Origin of the sequence: Hymenobacter negativus, assembly GCF_017571495.1 — a bacterium.
Classification (GTDB): Bacteria; Bacteroidota; Bacteroidia; order Cytophagales; family Hymenobacteraceae; genus Hymenobacter; species Hymenobacter negativus.
In genome coordinates this window covers 130,736-144,773 of the sequence record NZ_JAGETZ010000013.1, presented here as the reverse complement: position 1 = coordinate 144,773, position 14,038 = coordinate 130,736, and the positions used below count along the sequence as shown (strand labels likewise).

At 59.0% G+C, this 14,038-nt stretch carries 8 protein-coding genes; 6 read left to right on the top strand and 2 right to left on the bottom strand.

Annotated features, from left to right (window positions below):
* Positions 1-70 precede the first annotated feature (70 nt).
* Positions 71-2,023: an NADH-quinone oxidoreductase subunit L gene (gene nuoL, locus J4E00_RS22650; RefSeq protein ID WP_208177560.1), complete on the bottom strand. Its 1,953-nt coding sequence runs from the start codon at positions 2,021-2,023 to the stop codon at positions 71-73.
* Positions 2,024-2,141: 118 nt separating this feature from the next.
* Complete coding sequence (gene nuoK, locus J4E00_RS22645) at positions 2,142-2,486, bottom strand: NADH-quinone oxidoreductase subunit NuoK (RefSeq protein WP_208177559.1); 345 nt, start codon at positions 2,484-2,486, stop codon at positions 2,142-2,144.
* 376 nt (positions 2,487-2,862) lie between these two features.
* On the opposite strand from nuoK, the gene J4E00_RS22640 reads away from it, so the two are divergent.
* From J4E00_RS22640 to J4E00_RS22615, 6 genes are all read left to right on the top strand, one after another.
* Positions 2,863-10,713, top strand: coding sequence for a T9SS type A sorting domain-containing protein (locus J4E00_RS22640; RefSeq protein WP_208177558.1), 7,851 nt, complete (start codon positions 2,863-2,865; stop codon positions 10,711-10,713).
* A gap of 238 nt (positions 10,714-10,951) precedes the next feature.
* Positions 10,952-11,554 carry an RNA polymerase sigma factor gene (locus tag J4E00_RS22635; RefSeq protein WP_236050048.1) on the top strand — a complete coding sequence of 201 codons (603 nt, stop codon included), beginning with the start codon at positions 10,952-10,954 and terminating at the stop codon, positions 11,552-11,554.
* A gap of 98 nt (positions 11,555-11,652) precedes the next feature.
* Positions 11,653-12,036, top strand: coding sequence for a hypothetical protein (locus J4E00_RS22630; protein ID WP_208177557.1), 384 nt, complete (start codon positions 11,653-11,655; stop codon positions 12,034-12,036).
* Between the two features lie 113 nt (positions 12,037-12,149).
* Positions 12,150-12,404 (top strand): autorepressor SdpR family transcription factor, encoded by a 255-nt coding sequence (locus J4E00_RS22625; RefSeq protein ID WP_201984004.1) that lies wholly within the window; start codon positions 12,150-12,152, stop codon positions 12,402-12,404.
* A gap of 31 nt (positions 12,405-12,435) precedes the next feature.
* Positions 12,436-13,101 (top strand): SdpI family protein, encoded by a 666-nt coding sequence (locus J4E00_RS22620; RefSeq protein WP_208177556.1) that lies wholly within the window; start codon positions 12,436-12,438, stop codon positions 13,099-13,101.
* 254 nt (positions 13,102-13,355) lie between these two features.
* Positions 13,356-13,760, top strand: a complete 405-nt coding sequence (locus J4E00_RS22615) for a carboxypeptidase-like regulatory domain-containing protein (RefSeq protein WP_208177555.1) — start codon at positions 13,356-13,358, stop codon at positions 13,758-13,760.
* Positions 13,761-14,038 lie beyond the last annotated feature (278 nt).

Sequence of the window (14,038 nt, the reverse complement as noted above, 5' to 3'; positions counted from 1 at the left end):
CCGCCCACACTTAGTGGGCGGCTTTGTTGCAATGGATATTACGTGCCCCTGAAAGGCGAAAAACAGTGACTTAGAACCGACCGAAATTCAAACCCAGAATCAGGACAATACCCACAACCATCAGAATCAGGTAGGTCTCTACGGCACCGGTCTGCACATAGCGGAGCAGCTGCCCACCACCATTTACCGCTCGGCCAAATACGCTTACCACGGGGTTGATAACGCCATTTTCCACGAACTTGTAGAGCCCCGTCGAGAGGGCCATAATAGGCCGGGTAAAGACGGCGTTGTACAGCTCGTCGATATAATATTTGTGATACACTAAACTTTCGGGACCGGAGCGTTGCGCCTCGTCTTCGGCTGGACGCTGGGCGCGGGCCACGTACATCACGTAGGCCAGCGCAATGCCCAATACCCCAGCCGCTACCGACAGCCCGATGAGCATCAATTCGGTGTTGTGGTCGGGCTCAGCCGAGAAAGCAGCCGGCATGATGCGTTGCGAGTAGGTGAAAATCGGGGCCAGGTATTCGGCTAGATAGTGGTGCCCACCTGTGAACATCGGCGCGCCCATAAAGCCACCCACAGCCGCCAGAATAGCCAGCACGATGAGGGGAAAGGTCATTGAAGCGGGCGACTCGTGCAGGTGGTGCTTCTGCTCCTCCGTGCCCCGGAACTCACCAAAGAAGGCCAGAAACAACAGCCGGAACATATAGAATGCCGTCAGGAATGCACTGAGCAAGCCCATGGCCCACAGCACTTTGTTGTGTTCGAAGGCATGGGCCAGGATTTCATCTTTTGAGAAGAAGCCTGAGAATGGCGGAATGCCTGAAATAGCCAGGCAGCCAATGAGAAAGGTCAGGAACGTGATAGGTAGCGCCTTGCGCAGGCCGCCCATGCGACGCAGGTCCTGCTCATTGCTCATGGCATGAATTACGGAGCCAGCCCCAAGGAACATCAGCGCTTTGAATAAGGCGTGGGTGAGCACATGGAACAGGGCCGTGGAGTAGCCCATCACGCCCAGCGCCAGGAACATATAGCCCAGCTGCGACACGGTAGAGTACGCCAGCACCTTCTTGATATCGTTCTGTGCCAAGCCAATAGTAGCCGCAAACAGAGCCGTAGCCGCGCCTACAATAGCCACTACCTGCAACGTATCGGGCGACAGCGTGAACAGTACGTTGGCCCGCAGCACCATGTAGATGCCGGCTGTTACCATGGTTGCGGCGTGGATAAGCGCCGACACCGGTGTGGGGCCGGCCATGGCATCGGGCAGCCAAGTGTAGAGCGGCAGTTGGGCCGATTTACCCATTGCACCCACAAACAGCAACAGCGTGATAGCCGTACAGATGCCCACTCCATACGTGCCGAACTGGCCAAGTGAAGCCTTCTGGAACACCTCGGCGTACTGCACTGAATTGAAAGTGAGGTAAATGAGGAAGATACCAAGCAGGAAACCCAGGTCACCGATGCGGTTGATAATAAAGGCTTTTTTCGCGGCGTTGTTGTAATTGGTGTTCTTGTTCCAGAAGCCGATGAGCAGGTAAGAGCACAAGCCTACACCTTCCCAACCAATGAAGAGGATAACGAAGTTGGCCCCCATCACCAGCAGCAGCATGCTGAAGATGAACAAGTTCAGGAAGCTAAAGAACTTGCCCACGTTCTCGTCGTGGTGCATATAGCCGATGCTGTAGACGTGAATAAGGAAGCCTACCCCCGTCACCAGCAGCAGCATAATCAGGCTGAGCTGGTCAATCTGGTACTGAAAAGGAATCTGCAGCGAGCCCACCGAAATCCAATCAAACAGCTGGACCGTGTACTGATACTGAAAATTGAGAAACAGCATCACCGAAATCAGGAACGAACCCAGTACGGTGCCGCTGCCGATGAGACCGGCCACGGTGCCGGACAGCTTCTTGTTCAGTAGCCCATTCACCAGAAAGCCCAAGAAGGGCAACAGCGGAATCAGAACGTAGAGAAACGTGGAATACGGGGCGTTGGCGCCAGGGAGAACGGTTTCTTGCATGGGAGTTGGCTATGCTAAAGAACTGACATCCTGAGCGGAGCGAAGGACCTTGTCACCGCTGAACTAATCGTTCGCAATTGATAAGGTCTTTCGCTCCGCTCAGGATGTCAGTCGTTTTTTACCACTTCAAGCGGCTCAATAGATTAACGTCGGTGGTCTGGAAGTTGCGGTAAATCATGACGATGATGCCCAACCCCACCGATACTTCGGCAGCAGCTACGGCCATAATGAAGAACACAAAAATCTGTCCGTTAGCATCGGCGCGGTATGCCGAAAAGGCTGTCAGCAAAATGTTCACGGCGTTAAGCATCAGCTCGACGCACATGAAGATGATGATGGCATTGCGCCGCACCAATACCCCCGTGACGCCGATGGCAAACAGGGCCGAGGCGAAGAAAACGTAGTATTGAAGCGGAACGGTCCGAATGACTTCGGGAACGGTCTGAGAAACGGTTGGGTCCATGCGAGGCAACAACGAAAAAGCCGGCGATAAGGCCCTGCGGCCTTTAAGTAGGCAAAGGTATCCTGAAAAACCATAATCCGGGCCATGAATCGGGCATTTTGCTGTATGAGCTATCTGCTTACCACTGCATGTGTTGTCAAAAGCATAATTCATCAAATTATACAAAATAAATTTTTTACATGACTATTATACGCCGCCCATCTTTTTGTTTTTATCCAATATAATACAGACTATATCTTTGAGCCAAATTTGAAGAAATTCTGAATAAATAGGTCCAATACAGCATTTTATCACGTTTTTTTCAACTGAAATAATTAGCTCATCAGCAAGCACACCAAAGCTTCATATTGCATTTTGCCATTATAAATTTCTCTGCATGAAAAAAATATTTCTACTTTTTCTACTAACTGTATCCGGGTTTACAGCTACGGCTCAGGTTAGTTATTACACTTTTAATGGTGGGGGCACTAGTGGCAACTGGAACGACCCCACCGCCTGGACCACCGACCCCACGGGCTCGACCAGCGTGAATGGAAGGGTGCCCAGCAACGGCGACATAGCGGTGGTGACCAACAGCTTTGTGCTGAACCTGACTGCTGACGTCAGCACCACCAGCCTCTCAGTGGTTATTCAGCGGGGAGGCTCGCTGGACTTAGGCGCCACGGCGGGCTTCACCAGCAACCTGACGCGGCTGGGGGGCCAGGGAACACTACGGATTGGCCGGGCCTACTTTCCGGTGGTGAATAACAACGACTTCGATGATGCCAACACTGGCACCGTGGAGTTTTATAACTGGGCAAGCCCAACGGGAACGCTGCCCCAACCGGCTTCCGGGCAGTACAATAACCTGCGCCTGCTCAACACCTCCAATACTGCTTTTGCCGCACAGTTCAACGCCAATTCGCTGAACGTGATGGGCAACCTGACGCTGGCCCGCAGCACCGGCAGCGCCGCCGTGGCCCTCACCATGGGCCAAGCCAGTACCACCAATCGCACGCTCAATGTGCTGGGCGACATCACGGTGGGCACTGGTACTACGCTGGGCGTAACGGCCGTGGATGGCGCGCACACTCTGACAGTAAGCGGCAGTTTGGTCAACAACGGCACCGTGACGCTGCGCAACGGCACCGATGCCCAGCGTTGCCTGTTGCGCTTCATCGGCGCAACCGATGCGACGCTGGCCTGCAACGGCCCCACCGACCTCAGCCAGTTGCAGGTTAGTAAGGGCACGGGCAACACCGCGACGCTGAGCGTGACTTCGACGCAGGTAGCAGGCGGCAACCTGCGCCTGAACTACGCCGCGGCCAGCGACCTCCTTATTATTAACAGCGGGACGGCTAAGCTGGGCGCGAATATCGACCTGCCCCGCCTGAGCAACGCCTCGGCTAACTATGACCTGGGCTCGCCAACCAACAGCCCCGGTTTGTGGATTGCGGGCGCTACCGTGCGCAATAATACCACGGGCGCGCTGGTGGTGTACGGCTCATTCCGCATCAGCGCGGGACGGTTTGAAAGCCTGGGGCACGAAGGGACCGTAATCCGGGAAGATGGCCAGATTTCGATTGAAGGAGGCACAACGGTGGTGGAGAAGTTCCGGCCATCGAACACCTCGAGCAGTCACCGAGGCTCTTTCGCCATAAGTGGTGGGGTATTTGAGTGTAGTGGCACGGGCTCGGACAGTGATTTTGCTCGCTTCTCGCATCCATATAAAACGCAGTCGTTCCGCATGACCGGCGGCACCATCCGGGTGCAAAACCCACAGAACAGCAGCGGCCTGTTTCACATTGGGGTGAACTCCGACAATGCCACTGTCACCGGCGGCACCATCGAACTGCTGCTGCCCAACACCACGACCAACTGCAAAATCCTGAGCACGGCACCGCTCTGGAACTTGAGCGTAAGCAAGCCTACGGCTGGCGGCACCAGCAAAGCGCTGCTCGATGCTGTAGGTGTGACGCCAGCTTACACCAGCGGCGCCACCACCACGGCCCAGCCGCTCACGGTGCTCAACAACTTCACCCTCAGCGGAACCAATCCAGCGACGGTAGATGCCAACTCGCAGGATGTAAATATCCAGGGCACCCTTACTATTGGCGCGGGCTGCACCTACCTGCCCACCACCAACACCACACGCTTCAGCGGTGGCCAGGACCAACTGCTGACTAATAACGGCAGCATCGGCTCGACGCTGAACACATTCTACAACCTAACGGTGGACAAGTCGGCGGGCACCCTTTCGCTCGACGGTACGGCCACAACCTTTACGATAACCAACACATTGAGTCTGCTGAACGGCGTACTCAACGACGGCAGCAAAACGGTGAGCGTACTGGGCAACGTAGTCAATTCGGCCTCGCACACCAGCGGCGGTGGCACGGGCGCCATTGTGCTGGCTGGCCCGGGCGGTCAGGTAATTAGCGGCAACGGCAACGGCGTATTCGGCAACCTCATTATCAACAGCACGGCTGCGGCGGGGGCGGTAGCCGCCACGCTCACGGCCAACCAGAGCGTGGCCAGTGTGCTCACCCTGCAAAGCAACCACGTACTGAGCATCGGCATCAACCGACTGTCGCTCACCAGCATCAACCCGGCTGCGGTGGTGGCGGGCACAGGCGGCTTTTCGAGCCAGCGCATGATTCGGACCGCTGGCAACCAGAGCGACTTGGGCCTGCGCAAAACTTACGGCGGCGCCGATTCCTTCACCTTCCCGGTGGGCACGGGCTCGAAATACACTCCGGCCACCATTGCCCTGAGCGTGGCCCTGCCGCTGTACGGCAAGGTGAGCGTAAGCCCAACCAATACCCGCAACCCATTCGTAACCAGCACCAACTCGCTGGCTTACTACTGGAAGGTGCGCAGCATTGACTTCGGCCCCATTCCGGCCGGCAGCATCAGCGCCTCCTTTACGATGGTCAACACGGACGCCGCGGGCACACTGACCAGCTACGTCCCCGGCCGCTACCTGCCCGTGAGCTGGACGAGCAGCAACAACGTGAACCAGGTAGTGGAAGGAAGCACCAGCTCGACCATCCAATTCCCGGGCCTGAGCCAGACCGATGGCGAATTCACGGCCGGCGAATCGGCAGCCTTCGGGCCAGTGACAGCTTACTACTCGACCCGCAACGGCAACTGGGAAGATGCCAACCCTGCCACCACGCCCTGGAGCACCGCCGGCTTTACCGGTGCGGCGGCTTCGTCGATTCCCGGCCCGGGCAACCCCGTGTTCATTGGCTCGGCCACCGCAGGCCTGTTTCATACCGTGACGGTGACGGCCAACGACGCCCGCTCGGGCTCGCTGGTGATTGACCGGGGCGCAACCCTCGATGTGCAAACCCTCACGGGCCACAATTTCGGCGCCTTGCCCGACGCCACGGCCAGCGGCGCGGGCCGGCTGCGCATCAGCTCGGCGACGGCCACGGCCCAGTTTCCGGGCGGTGACTTTGGCGCGTTTCTCCAGCCCAACGGCGGCACGGTGGAGTATTACACCACGGGCACGCAGAACTTCACACTGCCCGTCACTTCGTTCACCAGCTTGCCCATCACTTCTTATAAAAGCCTGTGGCTGAATGCTGTCACTAGCCAGCAGGTAAGCCTGCCGAACCAGGATTTGCGGGTGTACGCCCAGGTAAAAACCGGTACTGCTGCCAGCTACGGCGGCGAGGTGCTGCTCAGCGGCGGCACGGCCGGCAACCTGGTCATCGACTCATTGCTGGCAGTACAGGCCGGTGCGCTGCGCTATGCCAACGGCGCTGCCGGCAACCGTACGCTAACGGTAGGCGGCAACGTGACCGTGGATACCGGTGCCTCGTTCGACGTGAACGGCAGTGGCGCGGCAACAACTATTCCCAATGCCTTGCTCGTAGGCGGCTCGCTCATTAATAATGGCACGCTGGACTTCGGCACAGCCGGTGCCAAACGCACAGCGCTGACGTTTACCGGTGGCCAGGATGCTAGCCTAACTGGCACCGCAGCCGGGGCTACAACCCAGCTCTTCGCCCTCAGTGTGAACAAAGGCAACAGCCAGGCCCCTACTCTGACCGTGGACGTAGCCGGCACCCTTACTACGCCCACCAGCGGTTGGCTCACCCTGGCTAATGGTACCCTACGCTACGCCCGGCCCGGCAGCACCCTGACGGTGCACGACGCGGCCAGCGCCTACGTCATCAACGAAAAAGCCGGCCTAACAGTAGATGCCGCCGGCGCGACCGTAACTGTGGCCACGGCCAATGACCCGGCGGCCGACCTGCAGCTTGGCGGCCAGTTGCGCGTGCTGCAAGGTACCCTGAGCGTGGGCACGGCAGCTACCAGCGCGGGCAATGACCTGGAATACGCCAGCGCCGGCGCGCCCACCGTGCGTGTGAGCGGCAGCGGCACGCTGTATGTGAACGGCCAGGTCCGCCGGCCGACTTCCAACACCAATGGCTCGCTGCGCTACGACCAGAGCGGCGGCACGGTGGAAGTTGGCGGGTTTGGGGCTTCGGCCACAGGCAATAAAGAACGCGGCGTATTTGAGGTACAGGGCACCGGCAGCATCTTCCGTCTCACGGGCGGTACGCTGGCCCTGCGCCGCTCAAACCAGAACGCAGTGCTGATTGCCGACTTCTTTTTGCGCCCCGATTCGACGGTGGTAACCGCTGGCACGGTGGTGCTGGGCAACCTGGCCGCCGGCGCAGGCAACGTGAACGTGACTGTTGATTCGTCGGTGCCGCTCTACGACCTGCGCGTGGAGGCCGGCGCCAACGGCACGAACACCAACACCGGCCAGCTGGTAGGCACCAACGCCCTCACGCTGCAAGGCTCGCTCACTATTGGCAACAACAATTCCTTTTTCAATGCCAACAACCTGAGCCTGAACATTGGTCAGAACCTGGTTAATAACAACGCACTGACCAGCACGGACCTAATCAGCGGCGGCTTCCGCCCCGGTCTGGCCACGCAAACGACTACCTTCACCGGTGGCATCGCGGCCCAGCAGCTCGCGGCGCTGACGCTGGTGGCCCCTAATCTGACAGTGTTTGGCAATCTGGTGCTGAACAACGCCCAGGCCAACGGTACCCTGACTCTGCAAAGCGGCCGCAATGCCCGCGTGGCGGGCACCCTCACGCTCAGCAAAGGCACACTGGCTGATAATGGCCAGACGATTACGGCCCTGGGCGACGTGCTGAACTCGGCTACCCACACCAGCAGCACTGGTGGCAGCCTGACGCTGGCCGGCACCAGCAACCAGAACGTGGGCGGCAGCGGCACCGGCCGCTTCGGCAACGTGGTACTGAACAACGCGGCCGGCGCTACCACCATTACCAACCAGGAAATCACCGACGTACTTACCCTCACTAACGGCGCACTCACCATTGGCTCGAACCTGCTGTCGCTCAGCAACCCGGGCGCCGGGGCAGTGACGGGCACGTTCAACGCGACACGCTGCATCCGGACCAACGGCATCGTAGCTGACTTGGGCGTGCGCAAATCCTACCCGGGCAGCGCTTCGGACTTTACGTTCCCCATGGGCGTGGCCGGCAAGTACACACCGGTGCGCCTCAATGTAACGGCCAACGCCGCGGCTGGCACCCTAACGGTGCGGCCCATCAACACGGCCCACCCCTCTACCACCAACCCGCTGCCCCGCGAGCTGAGCTACTACTGGAAGCTGAGCAGCACCGGTTTCAGCGCGCCGGTGGTGACGCAGGTGTTCTCCTATGTGGATGCCAGCGCCGGCAACGACGTGAACGGCACCGAAGCCAGCTACGTGCTGGGCCGCTTCCTGAACGGCGTCTGGACGCCCATCAACGGCATCGCTGGTACGGTGAGCCCGGCTGCCAATACGCTGACCCTGGCCAGCGTCGGCTACTTCGATGGCGACTACACCGGTGGCGAAAGCAGCGAGTTTGGCACGGTGCCGACTTACTACAGCCGCACTGCTACCGCCGGCCTGGCCGGTGGAGCTACCTGGAACGATGCTGCTGCCTGGACCTTCAATGCCGACGGCAGCGACTCGGCCATACTACCCGGCACCTTCCCCACGCTGGCCAATCCGGTGGTAATTCTGGCCAGCCACTTGATTAGCGCCAACGGTCCCGGCCGGGGCGCAGCCAACCTGAGCCTCCAAGGGACCCTGGACCTGGGCGCCAACGGCGCCAACAACTTCAACACCGTGACCGGGCCCGGCACACTGCGCATTGGCTCGTCGCTGTTCCCAGCTGGCAACTACAGCGAGTTTATGGCCGGCGGCACTGGTGGTACTGTGAACTATACGGCAGCAGTGCAGCTACCAGCTCGGGACACTTATAATAACCTGCAATTCACAGGCGGGAACACTAAGCAGCTGAGCAACCTCGACCTAACTATCAACGGCGCCCTGACTGTGGCAGCGGGTACCACCGTACTCAACCCCACCAGCCAGAGCCTCACCCTGACCTCGGCCACCGGTGGCGCTACCCTTGGCGGCAACCTCAACCTGAGCGAAGGCAGCCTGAATACCCAGGCCTTCGTGCTCAACTCGGGCCAGCTGACCATTGGCAGCGGCGCGGTGAGCACGGGCACGTCGTTCACGAACACCAGCACCGGCACCGTGAGCAACGGCAGCGGCGCGGTGAGTGTGGGCACCACCTTCAGCAATGCCGGCACCTACAACGCCAATGTGGGCCCCGGCCCGCTCACGGTGGGCTCGGCTTTCACCAACAGCGGCACTTTCCTGGCCGGCGACGGCAACCTGACCGTGACCGACGGGTTCATCAACGCAGCGGGCGGCAATTTCCAGGCCGCCGTGGGCGACGTGACGGTGGGCGGCAACTTTACCAACCAAGCCACCTTCGCCGTGAACAATGCCAACACCCTGCGGATTGGCGGCGACTTTGCCAACATCAACGGCGGCAATTTTGCGGCCGGCGCCAGCACGGTGCAGCTCGATGGCAGCTTCTCGAACGCGGGCGGTACCTTCACGGGCGGCACCAGCACGGTGCGCTTCCTGGCCAATGCCAACCGATTCGTAACCGGCAACCCCACCTTCTACAACCTCCAGAAAAGCGGCGGCGGCACTCTCAGCCTGAGCGGAACCACCGACGTGACGGTGAGTGGCCTGTTCACCCTCAGCAATGGCCTAATTGCGACGGGTACCAGCAACACGCTGCGCCTCACCAACACGGCTACGCAACCCATCGTGGGCACCGGCACGTCGGCTTACGTGAGCGGCCGTCTGGCCATCAGCCTGCCCGATGCGGCAGCTGCCAGCCGCGAATTCCCGGTGGGCCTGGGCGGGCGTTTCCGCCCCGTCACCATCCAGCCGCAGGGGGCTTCGGCAAGCCCGGTGGTGTTGGTGGAGATTTTCAACGGTGCCCCCGGCGGCACCACTGATAATTCACTGTCGAACCTTTCGGCCAACCGCTACTATCGCATTCAGCTGTTGTCGGGCATCATCACCCAACCTACTGTGCAGCTCAGCTTCAATACCGAGGGCATTGTGGATGAACAGGTGAACGTACCCGGCAACCTGCGCGTGGCCCGCTCGACCGGCAATGCCGGCCCCTGGAGCAACGCAGGCGGCGCGGGTGTGTACTCGCCAGCCGCTCCGCGCGGCTACACCATCTCGGCGCCCACCGTCATCAACAGCACCTCGTTCTTCGCTCTGGCCTCGACCAATGCCGTGGACAACCCGCTGTCGGGCCTGCCCCCCCTGCCCGTGGAGTTGACCAAGTTCTCAGCCACAGCCGTAGGCACTGCCGTGCAAGTAGCCTGGACTACGGCCTCGGAGAAGAACAGCGCTTACTTTGAAGTACAGCGTTCGGCCAACGGCCTGCGCTTTGAAGCACTGACGCAAGTGGCAGCTCAGGGCACCAGCACCCGCCTGCACAACTACGAAAGCCGCGACGCCCAGCCCTTGCCCGGCCAGAGCTACTATCGCCTGCGCATGGTGGACCGCGATGGCACGTACAGCTACAGCCCGGTAGCTACCGTGCGCTTTGGCAAAGCCAGCGGCCCGGCTTCGATTACGCTCTATCCCAACCCAAGCACGGGCAGCAGCTTCCACATTGCCAGCCAGAACGTGCCCACCGGCCCGGCCGCCGTGCGCCTGTTCGACCTGCAGGGCCGCCTCGTGAGCCAGTACTCGGTTGATTTCACGCAGCCAGATGTGGCTATCAAGCCTAACCAGGCCCTGGCCGCCGGCATGTACGTGGTAACGGTGCAAACCACCGTTGGCACCGTTACCCAGCGGTTGGAAGTGACGAAGTAGCCACTTCCATTGCTACTGAAACCAAGCAAGCGGCTCTGACAGGGTCGCTTGTTTGGTTTTCAGGCATGGCACGAGTACCCCGACTTTCATTTCGGCGCGCTCGGGTTGCTTGTACCATGCGGGCCGAATTGAAAATTCGGGGTACTCGTGCCATTTAATTTATGCTGAATTTGCAGTTGGTTCGCAAGCCGTAAAATATTGCTGCAAGCTTTGCGTCTGTTGGTGCAGAATGAATCCCATGGCACTTTCGCTCCCTACTCCTATCCTGCCGATGACGGCTTCGCAGCAAGACCGCCAGATTGCCGAAGCTGTCCGTCAGCAGCGGCCCCGGCTGCTGCAGTTCATCCGGCGCCGCATTCCCGATGAAGCCGAAGCCGAAGACCTCCTGCAGGACGTCTTTGCTGAGCTCGTGGAAAGCTACCGGCTGCTCAAGCCCGTAGAACAGGCGGCGGCCTGGCTCTTCCGGGTGGCCCGCAACCGCATCACCGACCTCTACCGCCGCAAGCGCCCGGTGAGCCTGGAAGAAGCTTTCGGTGCCGCCGAAGCTTCCGACGACGGCGAAGGCCTGCTCCTGGCCGACCTGCTGCCAGCCCCCGACGACTCGCCCGAAAACCGCCTGTTGCGCGAAACCCTCATGGAAGCGCTTTCAGAAGCATTGGCCGAGCTGCCAGTAGCCCAGCGCGAGGTCTTCATCTGGCACGAGTTGGAGGACAAGACCTTCCGCGAGATGGAGGAAGAAACCGGCGTACCACTCAAAACGCTGATTTCGCGCAAGCACTATGCCGTATTGCATCTCCGCAAACGGCTGCAGAAATTGTACACCGAATTATTCACCGATTAGCTTTAGTTGCCAGTTGCTCGTTGTCTGTTGTTAGAGAGAAAACTCTACAGCATTTATGACGAACAACTGACAACAAGCAACTGATAACTATCCCACTCATGGACCGTAAATTCTGGCTGCTCCGCAGCCTCCGTTTCTTTCTTTTTGCCGCGCTGTTTGTCGTCGCTATTGGCTTCGTCACACAGGCGCTTTGGAACTGGCTGATGCCGGACCTGTTCCACCTGCCGGCCATCAGCCTGCCCCAAACTTATGGCCTCCTGGTTCTAAGCCGCATTCTGTTCGGCTTCAAGCCCGGCGGAGGCCGCTCGGCTGCCTGGGCGCGCAAGCGCAAGGAATGGCAGCAGCGCATGGCCGGCCGCATGGAGCACCTTACGCCCGAAGCCCGCGAGAAATTTCGTCAGCAGATGCGCAGCCGCTGCAGCGCTGCCTGGGGCCGCCACGCCGAACCCATAGCCGAAGCCCAGGCCCAACAGCCGGCTTAACTATCGCACTATCCTTATTAGAATATATTTTATCAGCGCGGTCCCTTTCCTAGGGGCCGCGCTTTTTTATTCCAGTTTTATTTAGACATTTGCCTAAACATTGAACCGCCAGAATGAATGCGCTTTTCAAAGCTCTGAACGACCCCACCCGGCGCGCTATTCTGGAGCGGCTACGCAATGGGCCCGCCACAGCCGGCGCCATTGCCGAGCAATTTCAGTTTTCAGCGCCCACCATCAGCCACCACCTCGACCTGCTGCGCCAAGCCGACCTTGTTACGAGCCAAAAGCAAGGCCAATTCGTGGTCTACACACTGAATATGACCGTCTTTGATGAGCTATTGGGCTGGCTATACCAGTTCAAATCCTAAGTTTCCTTTTCGCTTTTCCCCATTCCATCCCATGAAAAAGAACCTGTTGCCTTGGCACTTGCTCACGCTGGTGGTCGTGCTGGCCCCTTCGCTGTATTTAGCCTACTTGTGGCCCCAACTGCCCGCGCAGGTCCCCACCCACTTTGCCGCTGATGGGCAGGCCAACGGCTACACCGCCCGCGCCAACATGTGGCTGCTCACGCTGGGCGTGCCACTGGCCATGGCCCTGTTCTTTGGCATTCTGCCTCGCCTCGACCCTAAACGTCGCCTCGATGGCAACAGCGTTAACTTCCAGAAACTGCGCCTGGCAGTGGTGCTCATGCTGAGCGGGTTGCCCTGCTATAGCTTGTATGTCGCCGTGCATCCGGCTAGTAGTGGAGGCCGGGGACTGACGGTGCTAGTGGGACTGTTTTTTGCTTATTTGGGCAACTACCTTACCACGGTGCAGCCCAATTACTTTGTGGGCATCCGCACGCCTTGGACGCTGGAAAACCCCGTGGTGTGGGGACGCACGCACCGGGTAGGCGGAATCGTTTTCTGCATTTCGGGGCTGGTAATTGCCGGATTAGGACTCATCGTTCCGCCTGCACATATACAGCTGATTATAATAACGTTGATTATGTTAACGGCTGCGTTTTGCTATGCGTATTCCTACGCTGTCTTTCAACAAGAGGAGCGGCTGCGCAATATGGCATAGCAGATAGCCCAACTCATTAGTTGCATCGGTTCCGGTAGCTTATTCCGGTCGTTTTGCTTTTGCCCCACGAAAAAGCCCTCGTATGAAACATACGAGGGCTTTTTCGTGGAATTTGGATTTAAAACCGAAATTGCATTATTGCCTTTATCATAGAAAAAACGTGAATTTATTTTGAATAATACTTGCAAAATGCTGAATTGCAGCAGTAAGTTTGTATCATCCAAATGAAAATTGCTTCAGTGCAAACAATTACAATGACCCCTCGCTTCGCCACTGCTCTAGCCGCTTTCGTCCTTCTCTTCGACGCGTTGCCGAGCCACGCCCAATATGCCTATACCAACGTAGCACCCAGGCCGGAAGCAACCGAAAGCGCTGACCCGGAAGATGGCATTAAGTCCGTTGCTACCAAAGTGCTTCATGGCGTGGTGCAGGGCAAAGAAGGCGCGTTGCCCGGCGCTACCGTGTGGCTGCGCGGCACCAAAACCGTGGTGGTAACCAATGCCGAAGGCGAATTTGAGTTGCGCGTGCCTGCCGACACCAAAACGGTGGAGCTGACCTGCGGCTTTGGTGGCCTGCAGGATGAAACCGTGCGGCTGGCTTCGGTACAGGCCCTGGGCTCGGTGTATTTACTGCGCAGCAAGATGCCGGCAGTCAATTAGCTCTTCAGCAAAACACTCTCCTATCCATCCGCTTTACCAGCTCTGTAAACAACTCACCTTAACCTCTGCTCTTTCTTTCACTGAAGAAACCCTGGCCTTTGAGGTCAGGGTTTTTTCGTACTCTGAGGCCATCACCCTCAACGCCGCGGCCGACGAACCCATAGTGCGCCTGAGCAATCCCCGCACATCATGCTGGTGACGTGCCAGCAGCCGCTCACGCATGGTGTTGAGACTACCCGGAAGCAATCCAGGCGCAAGTGGAAGCAGCTTCACAAAAG